Annotated in this window: 15 protein-coding genes; 10 read left to right on the top strand and 5 right to left on the bottom strand. The window is 47.4% G+C overall.

Annotated features, from left to right (window positions below):
- Positions 1-218 precede the first annotated feature (218 nt).
- Complete coding sequence (locus QUA23_RS28905; protein WP_333077746.1) at positions 219-1,922, bottom strand: NAD(P)/FAD-dependent oxidoreductase; 1,704 nt, start codon at positions 1,920-1,922, stop codon at positions 219-221.
- A gap of 93 nt (positions 1,923-2,015) precedes the next feature.
- On the opposite strand from QUA23_RS28905, the gene QUA23_RS28900 reads away from it, so the two are divergent.
- Complete coding sequence (locus QUA23_RS28900) at positions 2,016-2,927, top strand: PPC domain-containing protein (RefSeq protein ID WP_333077745.1); 912 nt, start codon at positions 2,016-2,018, stop codon at positions 2,925-2,927.
- Positions 2,928-3,219: 292 nt separating this feature from the next.
- Here QUA23_RS28900 and QUA23_RS28895 read toward each other — a convergent pair whose 3' ends face one another.
- Positions 3,220-3,816 carry a hypothetical protein gene (locus QUA23_RS28895; RefSeq protein WP_333077744.1) on the bottom strand — a complete coding sequence of 199 codons (597 nt, stop codon included), beginning with the start codon at positions 3,814-3,816 and terminating at the stop codon, positions 3,220-3,222.
- Between the two features lie 52 nt (positions 3,817-3,868).
- Positions 3,869-5,044, bottom strand: a complete 1,176-nt coding sequence (gene ribD / locus QUA23_RS28890) for a bifunctional diaminohydroxyphosphoribosylaminopyrimidine deaminase/5-amino-6-(5-phosphoribosylamino)uracil reductase RibD (protein ID WP_333077743.1) — start codon at positions 5,042-5,044, stop codon at positions 3,869-3,871.
- A gap of 194 nt (positions 5,045-5,238) precedes the next feature.
- Between ribD and QUA23_RS28885 the strand changes: the two genes are divergently transcribed.
- Together QUA23_RS28885 and QUA23_RS28880 are read left to right on the top strand one after the other, a co-directional pair.
- Positions 5,239-6,099 (top strand): FAD-binding domain-containing protein, encoded by an 861-nt coding sequence (locus tag QUA23_RS28885; RefSeq protein WP_333077742.1) that lies wholly within the window; start codon positions 5,239-5,241, stop codon positions 6,097-6,099.
- 108 nt (positions 6,100-6,207) lie between these two features.
- The gene (locus tag QUA23_RS28880) at positions 6,208-6,621 is read left to right on the top strand and encodes a hypothetical protein (protein ID WP_333077741.1); all 414 of its coding nucleotides are present in this window, start codon (positions 6,208-6,210) and stop codon (positions 6,619-6,621) included.
- 102 nt (positions 6,622-6,723) lie between these two features.
- On the opposite strand, the gene QUA23_RS28875 is transcribed toward QUA23_RS28880, so the two are convergent.
- The gene (locus QUA23_RS28875; protein ID WP_333077740.1) at positions 6,724-7,263 is read right to left on the bottom strand and encodes a cyclic nucleotide-binding domain-containing protein; all 540 of its coding nucleotides are present in this window, start codon (positions 7,261-7,263) and stop codon (positions 6,724-6,726) included.
- A 148-nt stretch (positions 7,264-7,411) separates the two neighbouring features.
- On the opposite strand from QUA23_RS28875, the gene QUA23_RS28870 reads away from it, so the two are divergent.
- The 7 genes from QUA23_RS28870 (at position 7,412) to QUA23_RS28840 (ending at position 18,881) form a co-directional block, all read left to right on the top strand.
- Positions 7,412-7,690: a hypothetical protein gene (locus QUA23_RS28870; protein ID WP_333077739.1), complete on the top strand. Its 279-nt coding sequence runs from the start codon at positions 7,412-7,414 to the stop codon at positions 7,688-7,690.
- 231 nt (positions 7,691-7,921) lie between these two features.
- Positions 7,922-9,031 carry a hypothetical protein gene (locus QUA23_RS28865; RefSeq protein ID WP_333093914.1) on the top strand — a complete coding sequence of 370 codons (1,110 nt, stop codon included), beginning with the start codon at positions 7,922-7,924 and terminating at the stop codon, positions 9,029-9,031.
- 338 nt (positions 9,032-9,369) lie between these two features.
- On the top strand, positions 9,370-9,645 hold the full coding sequence (locus tag QUA23_RS28860; RefSeq protein WP_333077737.1) for a hypothetical protein: 276 nt from the start codon (positions 9,370-9,372) through the stop codon (positions 9,643-9,645).
- Positions 9,638-9,979 (top strand): type II toxin-antitoxin system PemK/MazF family toxin, encoded by a 342-nt coding sequence (locus QUA23_RS28855; protein ID WP_006631034.1) that lies wholly within the window; start codon positions 9,638-9,640, stop codon positions 9,977-9,979. Before QUA23_RS28860 ends, QUA23_RS28855 begins: the two co-directional genes overlap by 8 nt.
- 64 nt (positions 9,980-10,043) lie before the next feature.
- The gene (locus tag QUA23_RS28850; protein ID WP_333077736.1) at positions 10,044-13,163 is read left to right on the top strand and encodes an AAA family ATPase; all 3,120 of its coding nucleotides are present in this window, start codon (positions 10,044-10,046) and stop codon (positions 13,161-13,163) included.
- Positions 13,164-13,538: 375 nt separating this feature from the next.
- Positions 13,539-16,847, top strand: a complete 3,309-nt coding sequence (locus QUA23_RS28845; protein WP_333077735.1) for a PAS domain S-box protein — start codon at positions 13,539-13,541, stop codon at positions 16,845-16,847.
- 159 nt (positions 16,848-17,006) lie between these two features.
- On the top strand, positions 17,007-18,881 hold the full coding sequence (locus QUA23_RS28840) for an adenylate/guanylate cyclase domain-containing protein (protein ID WP_333077734.1): 1,875 nt from the start codon (positions 17,007-17,009) through the stop codon (positions 18,879-18,881).
- Between the two features lie 495 nt (positions 18,882-19,376).
- On the opposite strand, the gene QUA23_RS28835 is transcribed toward QUA23_RS28840, so the two are convergent.
- Positions 19,377-19,697 carry a hypothetical protein gene (locus QUA23_RS28835; protein ID WP_333077733.1) on the bottom strand — a complete coding sequence of 107 codons (321 nt, stop codon included), beginning with the start codon at positions 19,695-19,697 and terminating at the stop codon, positions 19,377-19,379.
- Between the last annotated feature and the right edge of the window lie 108 nt (positions 19,698-19,805).

Here is a 19,805-nt window from a genome sequence, read left to right as displayed (position 1 = left end):
GTCGGCAGTCAAGTCGCTAAAACCGAGACGGGACAAAGAATACAGCCCCCAGAACTACCCCCGCAGGGGGTAAGTTCCGATTTAAAATCAGTAAAATGGCTTTAAGCTGTTGGGCATCTAAATTGTATTTTTGGGCGGGCTAGAAGCCCACCCCACAAGAATTAGATGCACGGGCTAGGAGCAACGGCAAACAAGCATTAAATACGCACCTTGCGAGATTATCTAATACTCGGCTTTCTATTCCTAAGATTCTGCGCTCCGGGAATTTTCCGGCTGGGACGGCGATTGTTCAAATTACTCGCAGTTCGAGCATTCAAAGCATCAGCAGAAGGTATCAAACCCAAGTCTTGCAAAATTTCAACAGCCGCCCTTTGTCCAGTTTCGCAACCGCCTTCCATGTAACCTTGATTTTCCAGCGAAGTGTGTTCCCCGGCAAAATATAAATTGCCAACTCGTTCGCCTTCAACGCCGTACATTTGCGTCCACTGTCCGACTAAATAGCAGGCATAAGAACCTTTGAAAAAGCGTTCTCCCGGCCAATAAGCTCGCACAGCTTTGCCCGATCGCAAATTTCTCACTCCGGGGAAAACTCTTTCAAATTGGTTCAAAAATCTTTGTGCTTGGTCTTCTGGAGTTCCGGCACCGATCGACAAACCCTGCTTTCCTCCTGTCAAATTAGTAACTAAACCGTTAGGAGTAGGGGCGAAAGGCGTAGCTTCCCGGGTACTCTGGAATTCTAAATCGGTATAAACAGAAGCAGTCGAGCGATAAAGTTCCCGCCAAATTCGGCTGCGGTAGCCAGTAATTAACTTAGAATTAGTACCGTAACCCAACTGCTCGATCGCCCTGCGCTTTGGTTGGGGCAAAGGTACGTTAATCCTAACGTCTCGCAGAGTGCTGAACGGTAAAGTTAACAAAACTCGCTCGTAAGTGCGCTCGAACGCGCTTTGTCCCGATCGCAAATTTACCCGATAGCGGCCATCCGGCAAAAGAGTAATCGCTTCCAAAACCGTCCCCGCCTCGATCGAACCAGACAATTGACCCGCCAAACGGTTGATAATTTGACTGTTACCGCCGTCAATTTGATAACGCTCATCGCTGTTGCCGTACAATTCAAAACTGCCCGCTTCAGAACCGATTAAAAACAGCAGATTTAACGCCGACTGTTCCTCGGCATCTCGACCGTAGAATACCGTGTAAGCAATGCGGAGCAACTGCCGGACAATCGTGCTAGTCTCAGCTTGGTCTAGATATTCAGCGAGCGAAAGATTGTCCAATCTTTCCGCTGCTTCCGTAAAATCAAGATAGCTAATTTCATCGCCAACCGTCTCCAAATCAGCACTAATTTTACTCGCTAGCGGCGCAAATTCCGCGATTATTTGCTCAAGAGAAAAGCGGCGGCCTTGAAAGAAAAAAGTATCCTTCACAAATCCCCGCTGCACGTCAACTAAGTCGATCGCCCGCAAACCCAATTCCGTCGCCAGCGAGATTAAAGTAGTGTGGCCGGTGTCAATATATTCTCCCCCCAACTCCGCCGGAATCAGCGTTCCAGCCACCTTGGGAATAGTGCGAATCCGCCCCCCCACGCGGTTAGTTGCCTCGATTATATCGGCGCGCACGCCCGCTTGGCGCAATCGATAAGCCGCCGTCAAACCCGCAATTCCCGCACCCACAACCAAAATGGGCGATCGTCCGCCCTGTTGAGCAAAAGCTCCCCCTCCCTCCCTGGTAAAAGTCGCAGCAGCGACAGCCCCCGCAGCAGCTAAGCCCCCGTGCAGCAAGCGGCGCCGAGATATGTCAGAATTGGGAATGCCAGCGCTCAGCATCCCCAGCAGTTCATCGACCGGAATGCCCGTTTCCCTTGATTTCTGAGCAATACTCGCAGCGCGGCGCAGCATTGCCATCAGTCCAGATTTAGCCATAATTAAGACATCCTCACAAAACAAAACTTTGATGTAAACTGGATTCTCGATCGTCCACTTTCCAGACTAAAGTCCAGAGAGATTTTTTTAATAATGCTAACCCTCAGAACACTGTTCGACAGCAAATTTTATCTCGAAAACAACCCAGATGTCGCCGTAGCAGTTGCCAGAGGCACGGTATCGAGTCCCTTCGATCACTACCGAAAAATTGGCAAATTTGAAAATCGCGACCCGAATGCCCTGTTCGACGCCAGCTATTATTTAGACACCAATACAGATGTAGCGGTATCAGCCAAACTCAATGGCTTTTCAGCAGCCGATCACTTTATTAGATTCGGTCAATTTGAACGACGCAACCCCAACCCTTTCTTCGATGTTGGTTTCTATTTAGCAAGCAACCCAGATGTTCAGACAGCAGTCCAAACAAATCAATTTACCCCTTTTGAACACTACTTCAAAGCCGGTCAATTAGAAAACCGCAAAGCCAGCGTTTTCTTCGATCCCAGCTTTTATCTAGAAAAATATCCGCTGGTAGCAGCAGCAGTCAATAGTGGCGCAGTTAAAAGTGCGATCGACCATTACATTCAATTCGGTCAACAAGAAGGACTATTGAGCACTCTCCCCGATCCCGCCGACAATTTAAACGCAGCAAAAAGCCTAGGCATTCTCACAGAAATTCAAACGGCGAGCGATTTTGTGGGAGCTGCTGAACCAGCCGACATTTACAGTTTCATCCTCAATACTCCTAGCATTTTCAGTGTAACTGTGGACGGTTTGAGTGCAGATGTTGATGTAGAATTAATTCAGGATATCAACGGCAACGGCGCCGTTGGATTAGACGATCTTATTGCTTCGTCTAACAATTTAGGCACGTCTTCAGAAACAATTGTCAGCAATGGGCTTTTACCTGCTGGGACTTATTTCGTCCGCGTTTCTCAATTTCAAGGCGATACCAATTATGACTTGAGATTGCTTTCCGCTCCTTCTCCCACGCCGCTTGTATGACAGGATGGTCTACAGTCGAAGGCAGCCAAAATTGGAAGGTGGAAGACAGAAGGCAGAATTAAAGAAAAACATATAATTCAATAATTCTGCTGGTTAGTCAGTTAGATGTTGTCCGGTTAATTGCTTCTAATATAATAGTTTGTCGTCAGCTTTTTAAGAGAAGAGAGGACTGAAATCCTCACTACAAACTTAATTATACTTTGTTGACCGGACTTGAGATTAAAAAAACAATTCTCTCTTCATTCTTCCATCTTCCCTCTTCCATTGGGCCGCTCTTTCACTTATTAGTTTCTTACCCCCTGGGAGAGGGCAAAGATTGAACAGGTGCCGGAGGCCAATTAGAGCGACTTCTGGTTAGAGTAGTAGACACCAAAGCATAACCCAAAACAGCGGGAAGCACGATCGCACTCAGAAACACGATCGCCGCAGCCCAACTCATCGCATTCGAGATCGGGCCGTAATGAGTGCGGTAAGGGTCAAAGGTGGGCAAATTAGGCCTCGGAGCGTCCCGCAACGCGATCGGACGTTTGAACCGCACTCGCCTGTCGTCGAGCTTTTCGAGCAAAGTCCAGCCAACTTCCGCCTCTTCTTGGCACAGTTTGTGAAAAATCGCAGGATTGCGAAACAAATCGTTGCTAGCCCGCACAATCTTGTACTCCCAAACTGTCAAATCAACAGCATTAGGAGTGGGTGGAGGATTGCCATTAGAGGGCGCATTTTCAGGCGCATTAAAATTATCTTCTTGAGATTCGTACCGAGTCAAAACTTCCTCCTCCTCGTTGTATTTTTGCCACATAGCCAATTGCTCGCGGCTCACCAATACACCCGCGAGCGCCGCCTCCAAGCCGAGGCTGCCAACCATCAAACTCCAAATCAGAATTTCAACCATAAAAGGAGTTAAAAGTTAAAAATCAAAAACTAAAAAGACTCGCTTTTAACTTTCAATCTTTAATTTTCAAATAGCCTTCCACTAGACAATCTGGACCCACCGAGCGCCAAGAAACCCGCTCTAAAGTCAAAGCATCAGTCATTGCGGAAAACCCCAAATCTCCCACAGGAGTTGGAGACCCTTGACCGCCGACAATTTTAGGAGCAATAAAAGCCATAATTTTTTGAACTGCACCCTCAGCAATTGCCCTCGCCGCCAAAGTGCCGCCACACTCCCAGAGTACAGAAAGAAAAGATCGATCGTACAAATAAGCCATAACATTAGTCGGTGTCAGCGGCGAGAGTTCCACAACTTCCACCCCTTTTGCGATCAAAAATTCCTGAAATTCCGGGTTAACCCCAGGCTCAGTCAGCACCAAAGTAGCCGCCACAGAGGTTTCCCACAACCAAGCCGACTTTGGCAAATCCAGAGTGCGGCTCATCACCACCCGCAGGGGATTATTCCTATCAGGCTGGTGACTCGTCAGTAGGGGATTGTCCAGACGCACCGTATTTCCCCCAACAATCACAGCATCGCAGCCGACGCGCACCCGGTGTACCTCGCTCCGAGCCTCCTCGCCTGTCACCCAAGCGCTGTGGCCGCTACTGGTAGCAATTTTACCGTCCAAAGTCATTGCATATTTCAAAATTCCCAAAGGCCGGCGGTATAAAATTCGGTGAACGAAAGCCTCGTTGAGTTTTTGGCAAGCTTCGCCTTCCACTCCCGCCACCACTTCAATCCCAGCCTCTCGCAACCGGGTCAGCCCAGTTCCAGCGACCAAAGGATTGGGATCGACCATGCCAGCCACTACTTTTGCCACCTTGGCCTTAACTAAAGCTTCGGAACAGGGAGGAGTCCGCCCGTAGTGGTTGCATGGCTCCAGGTTTACGTAGACGGTCGCTCCTTCGGCGAGTTCCCCCGCTTCCCGGAGCGCAAAAACTTCGGCGTGAGGTTGACCGGCACCGGGATGAAACCCTTCGCCGACAATCTTGCCATCTCGGACAATTACAGAACCGACAAGGGGGTTGGGTGCGGTTTTGCCCAGAGCGCGGCGAGCCAATTCTATGCAGCGGCGCATCATGGCTCGATCGAACTCTTGAATTTCGCTGTTTTCCAGTTGTTTTGTACCTGGCTGCTGTCGATTAGCTAAGCTGGCGATCGCTTGAGCGTCCGCCGGAAAAGTTTCCATGAGATTTTGGTATTATATCTATCCCTGAGTGTACTGACTTTGATGCTAATTTTGGCTGCTAGCAGACGATCGATTGCTGCTGGGGCCCACTGTAAGTTACCAGGCTGTCAGGGCAATTTATGGCGATCGGGCAGCTTCTAACCCGATCGCATAGCTTTAACATTAAGAAACAATAGCAGGCGCTTGAAAAAACAATGAGTCAGGACATGAAGCGGGAATTTGCCAGCCGCGACGAATTAATTGCCTACGTGCGTGAACAGTTCCCCGAAGCCGCCGGCCGGGACAGCAGCGTACCCCCAACCCCAGGCGGGCGGAAAGCAGCCGAGACAGCCCTGCAACAAATTGACCCCAGCAAATACGGCTCAACCCGCAATTTCCTCAACGGTGCGGTAACGCGCTTGTCGCCCTATTTGCGCTACGGGGTTTTGAGTCTTGCGGAAGTCCGGGATGCCGTGCTGGAGAAGGTGCGGCATCAAGAAGAGGCCGTAAAACTTGTCAACGAGTTGGGTTGGCGGGATTATTGGCAGCGACTGTACGCCGAATTGGGCAACGGGATTTGGCAAGACCGCGAACCCTACAAAACTGGTTACACTGCTAAAGATTACAGCGAAACTCTGCCGCAAGATGTCATGGAGGGCACGACTGGTTTGGTTTGCATCGACAGTTTCAGCCGCGAGTTGCGAGAAACTGGTTATTTGCACAATCACCAGCGGATGTGGACTGCCGCTTATCTCGTACACTGGCGCCGCGTGCGCTGGCAAGCCGGAGCTCGCTGGTTTTTGCAACATTTGCTAGATGGAGATCCGGCGAGCAATAATCTTTCTTGGCAGTGGGTAGCAAGCACTTTTAGCCACAAACCTTATTTTTTTAATCGGGAAAATTTGGAGCGTTACACTAAGGCGGTTTATTGTCGCGATTGTCCTTTTTATGGGCAATGCGATTTTGAGGGAACTTACGAATATTTGGAAGGGCAGTTGTTTCCTCATGGAGAAAAGGTCGATCGTAGTGGCGGTTCTAAAACTTGGGAACGCCCTAAAAAAGGTCGCAGAAATTAAAAATTTATTGATTGACTGTTGTGCGTTGACTGTTAACTGTTGTAATTAGTTACCAATTCCCAATTCCCAATTCCCAATTCCCAATTCCCAATTCCCCATTCCCCATTTATGAACAATCCGATTATTTGGCTGCACGGCGACTGTTTGAGTCCTGAAGGTCCGGCTTTTCAAGCGCACCCAGAGGCACCAGCCATCTGGGTTTGGGATGATGCGCTGATTGATGAATGGCAGTTGAGTCTTAAACGAATGGTGTTTATTTACGAATGTTTGCTAGAGTTACCGGTAGTTATTCGGCGGGGCGATGTGGCTGCAGAAGTTATCGCTTTTGCGATCGAATCCGGCGCAAATCAAGTGGTAACTGCGGAAAGTCCCAGTCCTAGGTTTCAAGATATTTGCCGGGAAATTAAGCGATCGCACCCTGTAGAAGTTTTGCCACCCGATCCCTTTGTGCGCTACGATGGTTACATTGATTTGAAGCGTTTTTCTCGCTATTGGCGCGTTGCTGAAAAATATGTTTTCTAATTGGGAATTGGGACTTAGTAACTAGAAATTGGTAACTGAGAATTGGTAACTGGGAATTACTGTTAAATCCATTCAGTCCTGTACACTGTTCGTTGTCCAACTTCAACTCCCCTTCAAACGCTCCAACAGCCATTGAAATCTCGATGCAGCCAAATCGGGATTTTCGACATTTTCCGCGATAGCGCCCTCGTCGTCGGGATCTTGATATATTAAACCATCACTATCATCGCCAAAACGTTTGACTGTACCCCGCAGTCTCGACGACAGAAATTTGGTAATCGCCCGATAAAACCGCAGGGAAAAAAGCACGTCTTGCTCTAGTTTTTCAGTTAGCAGCCGCCGGGGAATTGACAGGATGAGGCACTCTTCAATTGCCGTGACGCTAGCAGAAGGAAGCCTCCCGTCTACAAAAGACATTTCGCCCAAAACTTCCCCGGAAATAATTTTTCCAATTTCTTTGTCGCCTAAAGATGATACAGCAACGCTCAAAGTTCCCTCCAGAACTATGTACAGGGCGTCTAAGGGCTTACCTTCGGCGATCAGAGTTGTGCCGGGGAGGACTTGGGTGCGGGTGCCGTTGGCGAGCATCCAATCGATGTCGCGATCGCTCAATTCGCCTAATATCACTAGAACTTTGCTCATAAAGTCAGGTTGAGATGAGATAATTTGTATTTTTTTACTTGTTTAGTTGCGTGCTGTTGTTAGATGGTCAGACCCTGAGCGAAAGCGAAGGCTAAACTTTACAAATAGAACACTAAATTTTACACAATTTTCATAATATTCAGTAATTTTGACACGATCGACCCACAAATATTTCTCGGATCGGTGGTATTATTCTACATTAATTGTCAGGGACTGTGCAGCAGCCGATCGCGTTGTATTAACTGCACTTGCTGTGGACGGCGGGGCTGCCAAAACTGTTTTGAAAGCTTGTTGTCTCTTGGTTTCGAGGCGGGGCGCCCTCAAAAACCGGATTTTTCCGGCGTCGCTGCGAGTGCAGCGCCCCCAAGTACAGAATTGTAGAATGCAAGCGAGACGCGCGATCGAACCCTCAATTAAACAGGATTAAGGGTGAAATCATCCCTAGGATTGATTTTTAGCCGATCGATCTGTAAATTAAAATTAGCCTCTAAACCCACCGTCCGTTCTTGAATCTAATCAGCTTGAGAGTTGACTATTCAACGGTAAAATGGCAATCTAGGAACAACACAACTCATATTTGTGTCTTTTTTTAGCAAAGCTCTCGACAGTCGCCCTCAAACACTTACACTTTTAACACACCCTTCATTGAGGAGTTTCTATGAATAGTCTATTTTCCAAGTCTACTTTTGCGTTAATAAATCTTGCAGCTTTAGCTGTTTGTTGCAGTACCATGTCAGCGAAAGCTGAAACTGGCAACTTGCCCGATGTCGCTACAACTGCAACAATCGCAGCTCAAAATATTGACCAAACTTCTGAGCCGGCGGCAACTTCAGCAGTTAAACCAGACGCAGAAACAACGGCTAGTAATAAAAAAATTGATTCTATCAGTTGGAGCGAACTAACAGAAGCAGCGGAGCCAGCAGCCTCCGAACCGTCAGCCAACTTGCAAGTATCTATTGCTGCACCAGAAAAATCGGAAGCAGCAACATCGGAAATTGCTGAGACAGAAACTGCGCCAAATACCTCCATTACTGCTGAGACTGAAAAGTCGGAAGAAACCGCTAAAATTGCTGATAATGGTGTCAAAGTGGAGTCAACAGTCGAGACTGCCAAAAAGAGCGATCGGCCTACCTCAATTGTTGCCGAGAGCAATAATCTGGAAGTAACAGCAACGAAGCAAGAAAAAGAAGTCAAAACAGCACAAGAATTGTTGAGCAATCCTGTCAGCACTTCTGCATCAGCTTTGACAAACCAACCGAAAGTTGCTGAAAAACCGGCAACTGCCTCAGAAGCAACTGAAAAAGTGGCTCAAGGAACTCAAATCCGACCAGGCCGAGCTACTCGTTCTGGGCCCAGCTACATCGGCATTGGCGGCAATCTAGGTTTTGGCGGAGATACAGCATTAGGCGACGGTTCATTTGCGATTATTAGCAAAATCGGTTTGACGAACAATTTGTCGGTGAGACCGAGTGTTTTGTTCCGCGACAACTTAACTGTTCTAGTTCCCGTTACCTTCGATTTTGTATCTCAAGAAACCGTCGAAGTCAGCGAAGATTTTGTGATTACTGCGGCTCCTTATGCAGGTGCTGGCGTGATAGTTTCTACCGGCGATGACGGTCATTTTGGCTTCCTGATTTCGGGCGGTGTAGATGTGCCGCTGTCGAGCAATTTTACAGCAACAGCGGGACTGAATATTGGTTTTGTTGACGGAGCTGAAGTGGGATTGTTAGTCGGTGTCGGCTATACGTTCCCGAATATTGCCAGATAGTGTTGCTGTTTGAGCAAACGCAGGACAAATAAATAGGCGCGGGGTTGGCTGTAGGAATACAGTCAACCCTTTTTGATGATGGAAAATCTGCCAATTCGATTGATGTAGGGTGCGCCACAAGCAGAGAGCGCCGAAATTGATTTTTGTGAAAGATATAATGATGGTTGGATCGATCAGAGATGTTGCGTCATTTTTGTCAAGAACGGGCATCTTCCCCGTTCCACAAAGAGTAGATTTTCTTGTGGGGTGGGCAGGAGATCCCGCCCAAAAAAGGATTATTGAGAATGGTGCAACATATGAGATCGATCGTACTTTCTTACCCACCACCCTAAAAAACCGTGACCAAAACAGAAATCTTAGCAGCACTCAAAAATCTGACAGCAGAAGAACGCCTAGAAATCATCGAAACAGCTTCGCGGATGATGCGCGAAGAAATAGAAGAAAAAGCCCAGCGCAAAGCCGAGAAAAAGCGGAGACTCAGAGCCTCAGCAGAAGCAGCAGTCAAAGATTATATGCCGGGAGGTGCTTTACATGATTTGTGGTCGGCTGACAGCGAACCCTATTTTGACTCCGAGGAAGAATGCCTTAACGCAGGGATAAAAACTAATGCGTAGAGGCGAAATCTGGCTGGTTGCGCTTGAACCTACTGTGGGCGCCGAAATCGGCAAAACCCGTCCGGTAGTAATTGTCAGTGATGAAACCGTTGGAATTTTGCTGCTTGAAGTTATTGTTCCCATCACTGACTGGAAAGAGCGATACACCGAGAGAAATTGGATGGTTCGACTAGAACCCAGCGGCGAAAATGGCTTGACTAAAGTGTCCGCCGCCGATACTTTTCAAGTCCGTTCCGTCTCGCAACAAAGATTTGTCCGACAACTCGGAACCCTGTCCGAGACAATTATGGAAGAAATTGCAGAAGCACTGACAATTGTTCTGGATCTGGATTGAATAACTAGGCAACAGTGTACAAATAGTGTTATTTATAGATAGATTGTATGGCGCGATGGCCTAAATGATTCCTATACAACTTACACTCAAAAATTTTCTCAGCTATCGCGAAGCTGCTTTAGACTTTCGCGGCCTGCACACCGCTTGCATTTGCGGGCCTAACGGTGCTGGCAAATCCTCCCTCTTAGAAGCCCTATCCTGGGCACTTTGGGGCTGTTGCCGCAGCGATACGGAAGACGATATCATCCATATCGGCGAAACAGATGTGCGCGTTGATTTCACTTTCTCTACCGGCGGCCAAATCTACCGGGTGATTCGGAATCGCCGGCGCGGACAATCGGGAAGTTTGGAATTTCAAGTCAGCTTGAATTCTGCCGAGAGTGAGGAAAAGCTTAATTTTCGCACCCTCACAGACAAGGGCCTGAGAACAACTCAGCAAAAAATCCTCGAACACATCAAACTAGATTACGATACTTTCATCAACTCGGCATATTTGCGGCAGGGGCGAGCTGATGAATTTATGCTCAAAAAGCCGATCGAACGCAAACAAGTTTTAGCCAACCTGCTCAAGCTCGACTCCTACGATACTTTATCCGAACAAGCCAAAGATACGTCCAAACAATTTAAAGCTCAAGTCGATGTACTCAAACAGAGTTTGCAAACCGTACAAGAGCAACTGCAACAAAAAGAGACGATCGCCTCGGAACAAACTCAATTGCAGCAAGCAACCGATTTGCTTCAGCAGCAGCAGCAAGCCGACACAAGCGAGTTACAGCAACTGCAACTCCAGCACCACAACCGCCAAACTTGGCAAAAACTCCTCGCCGGCCACCAGCAGCAGCACTACAATATCACTCAAGAATGCCGCCGCTTGCAGCAAGAACTCAGCGCAGCAAAACAGCAGCAAAATGAGCTACAAGCCCTCCTAGGACAAGAAAAGGAAATAACAGCAGGCATCGCGTATTTCCAAAGCTTGCAAGCCACAGAAGAAACTCTGGCTGGCAAATTTAAGGCAAACCAACAAGCCCAAAATCAGCGTCAGCAATTGCAAGAACAGCAACGGCAAGAACTGAGCTTTTTGCAAAGCAAAATTCAGCAGTTGCAAGCTCAATTAGAGGTTTTAGAACAAGATGAAAAAGATGTTCTGGAAATTCTCAAACAGCAGCCGGAGGTTGACAAAGGACTCGCACAGTTGCAAGCAGTTCGATCGCGCCTCAACGAACTAGAGCAACTGCAACTGCAAGTTTCGCCGCTGCTACAACAGCAGCAGCAAAAGCAACAAAAGCTCGATCGCGCCCGCGCCGGTTTAACCGCCCGGTTAGAGGAAATCAACCGACAGGTGCAAGTTCAGCAGCAGCAGCGACAACCGCAATTACAGCAGGAAATCTCGGCCATCGCCAATCAAATTTTGCAGTTGGAAAACAAGCGAGTTTATCAGCAGCGAGTCCGCGAAAAAGGTCAAGAAAGGCACGACTTTCTAGGAAACCTGCAAGCCAAAAGCCGTGACTATCAAACCAGACTCGCCGAGATCGACCAAAAACTGCAACTGCTGCGGAAACATGAAGGAGAAAAAACCGCAGGCGAAGGTAAAGCCTCGAATTTTGCGGAAAACGAGCCATCGAATTCGCCTTTAATGGTGCGGGATGCAAATTTTGGCAATTGTCCTTTGTGCGATCGACCTTTAGACGAACACTACTGGAATTTGGTAGTCACAAAACACCACACCCAACAGCAGGAAATTTGGAACCAACTGTGGGTTGTCCGCGAACAGTTGGCCGTCTCCGAGCGCGAAATTCAAGTCCTCAGACATGAATACCGCGAACTAGAAGAGGAATTAGCGCCCTACCAAGAATTGCGCGAACGCCGCAGCCATTTGCAAGCACAATTAGATAGCCTGAGCCAAGATGAAAACCGACTGCAAAGTATGCGTCAAGACGCGGCAGAAATAGAGCGGTTGCTACGCACCGGCGAGTATGCAGCCGATGATTTGGGCGAACTCCAGCAAATCGAACAGCAACTGCAACAGCTCAATTACAGCGATCGCAGCCACTCCCTCGCCCGCAGCGATGAAAAGCGCTTGCGGTGGGCGGAAATTAAGCAAGCTCAAATCAAAGATGCTCAGCAGAAACTGAATAAAATTAATGCCCGCCGCCCGGATTTGCAAACTCAATTAGCCACGGTACAGCAACAGTTAGAACAGCAAAAAAATAGCTCGGAAATACAGCAGCAAATTCTGTCTTTAGATAGATACATTGCGGAAGTTGGCTATAATTTGGAGCAGCACGAACACGTCCGCAGCGAAATGCGCCGATCGCAGTTTTGGATCGCCCGCGCCGAAAAATTGCGCTCAGCAACTGTGCAGTACCCGCAAGTGCAGCAGCGGGTTAATGAAATAGCAAATTCCATCGCAGTGCGCGATCGAGATTTGCAAGCTGTCAGCGCTCAAACTTCCGCGATGAACCAGCAATTGCAAGAACATCCCGATCCCACAGCCCGCATAAGTGCGATCGAACAGCAAATCAGTCGCCGCCGCCAGCAGCTAGACCAACATTTGGGAAGTCTCGGACGCCTCCAGCAGCAGCAGCAAAATCTGGAAAATCTGCAAGTTCAGCTAGTAGCTCAAAAAGAGCAAATGCAAGTTGCCAAACGCCAGCAGCGAGTTTATCAAGAGTTGGGTCAAGCCTTTGGTAAAAACGGCATTCAAGCTTTAATGATTGAAAATGTTTTGCCTCAACTCGAAGCTGAAACAAATCAGATATTGTCGAGATTGAGCGCGAATCAATTGCACGTTCAATTTATTACTCAGCGGGCTGCTGCTTCTAAAAAAGCCACTAAATTGATTGACACCTTAGACATTTTAATTGCTGATGCTCGCGGTACTCGCGCCTACGAAACTTACTCTGGCGGTGAAGCTTTTCGGATTAATTTTGCGATTCGGCTGGCGCTGGCGAGACTGCTGTCTCAGCGGGCGGGCACGGCTTTGCAAATGTTGATTATTGATGAGGGATTCGGAACTCAGGATGCTGAAGGGTGCGATCGGCTGATTGCTGCAATTAATGCGATCGCCTCCGACTTTGCCTGCATCCTCACCGTTACCCATATGCCCCACCTGAAAGAAGCTTTTCAAGCCAGGATAGAAGTAAGCAAAACTGCTCAGGGTTCTTGCCTTAGCTTGTCAATTTAAAAGGCTTGACGAGCCGGATGGAAGGAAAAGAAGAAAAAAAGTTTAAAATATCAGTATTTTCACCTTCTGTTTTCTTGCCCCATTCGGTATTTTCACCTGCTGTTTTCTGGAGAAGTGCCTAATGCCTTCGGTTATACTACTTTTAAACCAGAAGGCAACTGTAGGAAAGCTTCAAACCATGATCTAATCAGTCATTGTCAATCTAAAATCTAAAATCTAAAATGGTATTACTCGTCTCCCCCGCGGGCTTTTTTTGGCTGCTGGCTTTGTTAACAAGGCTAAATTAAAAATAAAATTATAGAATAAGAATGGCTCAAGCTATTTATAAATGTTTATTGTTCTGTCCACTCCTTGGGAGGTTGGAGCTTGCCACCGATGACAACAGACTCTTTCAACCTGTCTCTTCTAGAACGGGCGATCGCAGCGTCGAACAACAGCGTCTTAATTGCGGATGCTCGCAAGCATGACACACCTATTATCTACTGCAATCCTGCTTTTGAGAAACTGACCGGTTACAGCCGCGAAGAAGTTATTGGACGCAACTGCCGATTTTTGCAGGGTCCCGATACCGATCGGGCCGAATTAAACAAACTCCGCCACAGCTTGCAAGCGGGAACAGAAATTCAGGTAATTCTCAAAAATTATCGCAAAGACAAAACTCCTTTTTGGAACGAATTAATGGTTTCCCCCATCTTAGACGATGAGGGAAAATTAACTCATTTTATCGGAGTTCAGAACGATATTAGCAAAAGAGTAGCAGCCGAAACAGCCAGGGAAGAAAGCGAAGAAAGATTGCGCGCGATCGCCAGTACGACTCCCGTTCCCATGTTAATTACGCGCCTAGAAGATAGCGTTATTTTGTATGCAAATCCTGCTCTAGGTAAAAGTTTAGGTTTGAGTTACGAACAACTTATCGGACGCAAAAAACTGGCCCTTTATGCCAATATAAATGACCGCCGTCAATTGATAGGTTTAGTCAAACAAAACGGCTTTAGCGACAGCAAAGAAATCTGCCTCAAGAAAGCAAATGGCAGTTTGTTTTGGGTAAAAATGTCGATGCGAGCGATTAATTTTAATGGCGAAGCCGCAATTTTATCGGCATTTTACGATATTACCGATCGCGTAGAAGCAGAAACCGCACTACGGCAAAGCGAAGCGAGGTTTCAAAAACTGGTCGCCAACGTTCCGGGAATGATTTATCAATTTCAGTTAGCAGCAGACGGTACTTTGTCATTCCCCTACGTCAGTTCCGGCTGCCGCGATCTCTGGGAATTAGAACCAGAGGTACTCCAAAATTCAGCTATTCCCGCTATACAAATGATTCATCCAGAGGATGCGCCCAGCTTCCATGAATCAGTTGCTATCTCAGCTACAACTTTAGAGCCTTGGCGGTGGGAAGGCAGATTTGTTTTTCCGGGCGATCGGATTAAGTGGATTAGCGGGGCTTCGCGACCTGAACGGGGCGAAAATGATAACATTATTTGGGATGGCTTGTTGATTGACATTAGCGATCGTAAACTTGCAGAATCAGCACTGCGGCAAAGCGAAGCCAGATTTCAAAAAATGGCCGCCAACGTGCCGGGGATGATTTATCAATACTTGCTACATCCCGACGGTTCCGATGAATTCATTTATGTCAGTTCAGGCTGTTGGGAACTCTACGAATTAGATCCAGAAAAAGTTCAAGAAAACTCGGATTTAGTGTGGTCAACGGTGCATCCAGAAGACCTAAAAGTTCTGTTAGAATCTCTCGCCATTTCCGGCCAAACTTTAAAACCGTGGATATATGAATGGCGGATCGTAACCGCATCTGGAAAACTGAAATGGATTCGCGGTATTGCCCGCCCCGAACTGCAACAGGGGGGCGATATACTGTGGGAAGGGGTGACAATCGACATCAGCGATCGCAAGCTAGCAGAAATCGCCCTCAGCGAGTCAAAAATCGCCCTGCAAGAAGCCAATCAAGAACTTGAAAAGCGCGTCCTAGAACGTACCGAAGCCTTGCAAACATCCCAAAATATGCTGTGGTTGGTAATCAATAATATCCCTCAGTTAATCGCCTGGAAAGATCGAGATTTAGTTTACTTGGGATGTAACAAAAACTTTGCTAAAGTCGCAGGTTTCAATCACCCCAGCGAAATCGCTGGTCTCACCGACTTCGATATGCCCTGGAAGCCGGAAGAAACAGAAGTTTTTCGAGCCGGCGACAGCCGCATCATGGCAACCAACACCCCAGAATATCACATCATAGAATCCAAAATGCAAGCCGACGGCACCCAGTGCTGTCTGGATACAAATAAAATACCTTTACACGACAATTCCGGCAATGTAGTCGGCATTTTGTCTACGTTTGAAGACATCACCGATCGGCTTTCCCTAGCAGCTAAAGTCCGTGCCAGCGAGGAACTATTTCGCACAATTTTTGAAGATGCACCAATCGCTATATACTTAGCTAACTTAGATGATAACAAGTTAGTGAGAGTCAATAAAAATTATTGCGAAATGCTGGGATATACCATAGCAGAATTGCTCAACAAAACTTTTATAGAACTTGGGCATCCCGACGATTCTCCAAAAAATATCCAAGTTGCTGATGCTCTTGAGCGGGGAGAAATTACTCACTATCAAATCGAACTCCGCCAAATTACAGCTACAGGTAAAATAGTTTGGGTAAATGTGACAGCTACTTTAATTCGAGACGGCGAAGGAAAACCTATTTACAAATTAGGGATGATTGAAAATATAACAAACCGCAAAATTTCCGCCGCCGCACTCCAAGCTTCCGAATCTCAATTAAGAAAACAAGCCACCCAATTGCAAGAAGCCTACGAACAACTACAAAACGCTCAAATCCAATTAGTTCAATCCGAAAAAATGTCGAGCCTCGGTCAGATGGTGGCTGGCATCGCCCACGAAATCAACAATCCCGCAACTTTTATTAACGGCAATATTTCTCACACTGACAACTATTTTCACGATTTAATTGAATTGTTAACTCTTTACCAGGAATGCTACCCGTCCCCCGTGCCTCAGATTGCTGAAAAAGTTAAGGACTTAGAGTTAGATTTTCTGAAGGAAGATTTGCCCAAAATGCTAAATTCCATGAGAGTAGGAGTAGAAAGAATCAGTAATATTGTGTTGTCGCTGCGGAACTTTTCGCGACTAGATGAATCAGAAATGAAGTTGGTAGACCTTCACGAAGGAATTGACAGTACGCTATTAATTGTGCAGCACAGATTGCATCACGCAAATAGAAAAAGCCGGATTGAAATTATTAAAGAATATGGGAAGATATCCAAAATTTCCTGTTGTGCGGGTCAGTTAAACCAGGTATTTCTCAATATTATCAGCAACGCGATCGACGCTCTAGAAAACCAACCGCAACCTCGGACGATCGTGATTCGCACCCTCATGAAAAAAGCTGATCTGAAAAGCCACAGTAAAAACCAGCTCAGTGATGGCGATCGCATTGTAATTTGCATCGCCGACAGCGGCCCGGGAATGAGCGAAGAGGTTCGCAAGCGGCTATTTGACCCCTTCTTCACCACCAAGCCCGTAGGAGCTGGAACTGGCTTAGGATTATCCATCAGCCATCAGATTGTGGTAGAAAAACATAAGGGAAGCCTGCGTTGCATCTCAGCGCCCGGACAGGGAGCGGAATTCTGGATTGAAATCCCCTGCTGAGCGATCGGAAATTAATTTAAAAGTTTCAAGATATAACTTTTAATTCCCAATTGCCGTCGGTGCTTGAGTTATCAGGGTTTTGAATTAACCGCACTCAGAGGCCGGAACAAATCGCACTCAGCGGTGTGCTAGTCTGCTGCCCTTATTCGCTAGGCAAATATGCTGAAAAAACTACCTTTATCCTGGTCTCGCTACATTCCAGCCGCGTTGACGCTAGGTTTGGGTGTGGGACTGTCGCTTCTGGCATTCGCCTTGGTTTGGGACTGGGAAGACAAGCGCCGCGACTACGAAATGCAGCGCCGCATCGACGATATTTCGATCGGCATCGAACGCCAGCTTAACTCCGACTTAGATACTGTTCTCGCCCTCAGCGACTACATGAAAGCCTTCAGCGCCGTCGAGCGTTCCTCTTTTGCCCGGTTTGTCGCCCGTCCCCTATCCGTCCACCCCAGCCTGCAACTCCTGGCTTGGGCCCCCCGCGTCCCCACTTCCGAGCGCCGCAACTACGAAACCAAAGCTAGAAACGAAACAGAGCCGAGCTTCGAGATTACTGAGCGCGGCCCGCGAGGAGAACTCCGCAAGGCTCTCCAGCGTTCAGAATACTTCCCGGCTTTCTACGTCGAACCACCAGCCGGAAACGAGACAGTATTAGGCTTTGACCTCGCCTCCCACCCAGAAATCCGCGTCGCGCTCGATCGAGGGCGCGATACAGGAGAAATGATTGTCACCAACTACATCGGCTTAACTCAGGGCAATTCCCCGGAACAGGGTCTTTTGGCCATAGTTCCGATTTACGAAAACAGCAGTCAACCGACTACGCTGGAATCCCGCCGCCAACTGCTACAAGGATTTGTTCTGGGCGTATTTCGAGGCAAAGATATTTTCCAAACCTCTTTAAAAGGACGCAATACCGACTACCTCAATATTTATCTCGTTAGCGATGCTCCAGACAAGCAAGAAGCAGCGTCGCTGTTACCGCAAAGGGCAAACCCGGTTCTCAAAAATCTCCCTGCTGAGAGGCGAATTCAGCAATTTGCGGTGCAGTTCCAATCCGCCAGCCAACAAGTGCTTCCAGCATCAGCCACTGCGAAACCTTCTCTCCTGCAAAACTGCCCGATTCTTGACAATCCAGGCCCGAACTATACAGCTTGCAGAAGGCGGCTGAAAATTAGCGGCCGCCAGTGGTCTATGTACGTGTCAGCAACGCCGGAAATTCGCCGGATTCGCAAGCACTGGCGCTCTTGGGGAACTCTGACGATGGGGATGCTGTGGACTCTGATTCCGGTGACATATATGCTGACATCTTTGAGCCGCACGGCCCAAATCGAAAAGCTAGCCGGAGAAAGAATTCGCCAAGCCGAACAGTTGCAGGCTGCTTACCTACAGTTGGAACTCGAACAAGCTAAATCCGAGCAATTGCTGCTAAACGTTTTGCCGGCAGCGATCGCCCTGCGTTTGAAGGACAATGAACACAATATCGCCGAAAGTTTTGCGGAAGTGACTGTGATGTTTGCGGACATTGTGGGGTTTACAGAGCTTTCGTCGAGAATTTCAGCGACGGCAGTGGTGGAAGTGCTCAACGATATTTTTTCGGCTTTTGACCACTTGGCCGATCGCCACGGTTTGGAGAAAATTAAGACTATTGGTGACGCTTACATGGTTGTCGGCGGTTTGCCTACGGCCAGAGAGGATCACGCCGAGGCGGTTGCGAACATGGCGATCGATATGTTGCACGAAATTAGGCTCCTCAGTTTAGAACATTCGGAACCTTTCAGCATTCGGATCGGGATTAGCAGTGGCCCTGTCGTTGCCGGCGTCATCGGCTTAAAAAAGTTTATTTACGACCTCTGGGGCGACACAGTAAATATTGCTTCGCGCATGGAATCCCACGGGATTACCGGCTGCATTCAAGTCACCGCCGAAACCTACGAGATATTAAAAGATAAATATACTTTTCAGAAGCGCGGCGCCATTCAAGTTAAGGGTAAGGGATACATGGTTACTTATTTGCTAACTGGGAAAAAAGATTATTGACCCAGCCCAAAAACGGATACAAGCCTCCGACTTTTGTTGTGGAGAGAACAAAATTTTAGACTCTTGTTCAAGTTCCGAGATTCATCTGTAGACTCAATCTAAAATCTAAAATCTAAGACCTAAAATCTAAAATCGAGTGACACTCCCCGCTCTTTCAGAGACTGGGATTCTTGGTCTATAGATCCCTTATTTTTTAGCTCGAATCACTAAATCATATCGTGTCCGGTTGCATCGGTATTGTTCCAATGTCCAAACAGTCAGTTGGCCCGATCGTATAATTTTAGTCAACAGCCAACTATCATCTCGATGAGTGCAACCGGAATTATATCAATTAACTGCTCTCGTTCCCAGAGTTATAACCCATTCGCTTGAGCCAGTGTATGAGCATTGGATTTGACATTTCCGGCCCTGAACGCACGGGGGAGTTTGTGATCTAGCTTAGACTTCAGTTTGTGCTTCAGTAGGTTCCAATACCGCATCCTAGATCGAAGTTGGCTAGGCTTGCTTTTGAGCTTGCTTTCTTTTGCTCAAAATAGCCCGTTGAATTGTCAGCAAAATTTTCCCCTCTTGTTGATTAATTTCACCGTCAGCCTCGATTATCTCAGTGCATCGCTTTAAAAGTGGTTCGGCAAAGTCAAGTTCGAGTTGTGCGAGTAAAATATCCAACTTGGGAAGCAATTTAGACTTATTTGTCACAGCTTCAATTTCAGCTAAAGTCCTGGGATTTAAATTCGCCGCTCGTAATTCCGGTAATAACTCATCCCATCGGGTGAATTTTTTGCTGGCATAGACGACATACACCAAAATCCAATCCATCACCGTTTCTTGTGCGATCGCTTTCTCTAAATAGGGCTTGCTGAATAATTAGCTAAAAGGTTTATACAGCAAGGCTTAGGGGATAGGGCGATCGAACAGATCGTGCAA

Source organism: Microcoleus sp. Pol1C5 (assembly GCF_036701115.1).
Lineage (GTDB): Bacteria > Cyanobacteriota > Cyanobacteriia > Cyanobacteriales > Microcoleaceae > Microcoleus.
Note: the sequence above shows the minus strand (reverse complement) of the source record. Positions and strands in the feature narration are given on the sequence as shown.

Coding starts and splice junctions, on each gene's coding strand:
- QUA23_RS28855 (WP_006631034.1), top strand. CDS start 9,638: ATGCGTAGAGGCGAAATCTGGCTGGTTGCGCTTGAACCTACTGTGGGC.
- QUA23_RS28880 (WP_333077741.1), top strand. CDS start 6,208: ATGAACAATCCGATTATTTGGCTGCACGGCGACTGTTTGAGTCCTGAA.
- QUA23_RS28875 (WP_333077740.1), bottom strand. CDS start 7,263: ATGAGCAAAGTTCTAGTGATATTAGGCGAATTGAGCGATCGCGACATC.
- QUA23_RS28835 (WP_333077733.1), bottom strand. CDS start 19,697: ATGGATTGGATTTTGGTGTATGTCGTCTATGCCAGCAAAAAATTCACC.
- QUA23_RS28905 (WP_333077746.1), bottom strand. CDS start 1,922: ATGGCTAAATCTGGACTGATGGCAATGCTGCGCCGCGCTGCGAGTATT.
- QUA23_RS28885 (WP_333077742.1), top strand. CDS start 5,239: ATGAGTCAGGACATGAAGCGGGAATTTGCCAGCCGCGACGAATTAATT.
- QUA23_RS28895 (WP_333077744.1), bottom strand. CDS start 3,816: ATGGTTGAAATTCTGATTTGGAGTTTGATGGTTGGCAGCCTCGGCTTG.
- QUA23_RS28845 (WP_333077735.1), top strand. CDS start 13,539: ATGACAACAGACTCTTTCAACCTGTCTCTTCTAGAACGGGCGATCGCA.
- QUA23_RS28840 (WP_333077734.1), top strand. CDS start 17,007: ATGCTGAAAAAACTACCTTTATCCTGGTCTCGCTACATTCCAGCCGCG.
- QUA23_RS28850 (WP_333077736.1), top strand. CDS start 10,044: ATGATTCCTATACAACTTACACTCAAAAATTTTCTCAGCTATCGCGAA.
- QUA23_RS28865 (WP_333093914.1), top strand. CDS start 7,922: ATGAATAGTCTATTTTCCAAGTCTACTTTTGCGTTAATAAATCTTGCA.
- QUA23_RS28900 (WP_333077745.1), top strand. CDS start 2,016: ATGCTAACCCTCAGAACACTGTTCGACAGCAAATTTTATCTCGAAAAC.
- ribD (WP_333077743.1), bottom strand. CDS start 5,044: ATGGAAACTTTTCCGGCGGACGCTCAAGCGATCGCCAGCTTAGCTAAT.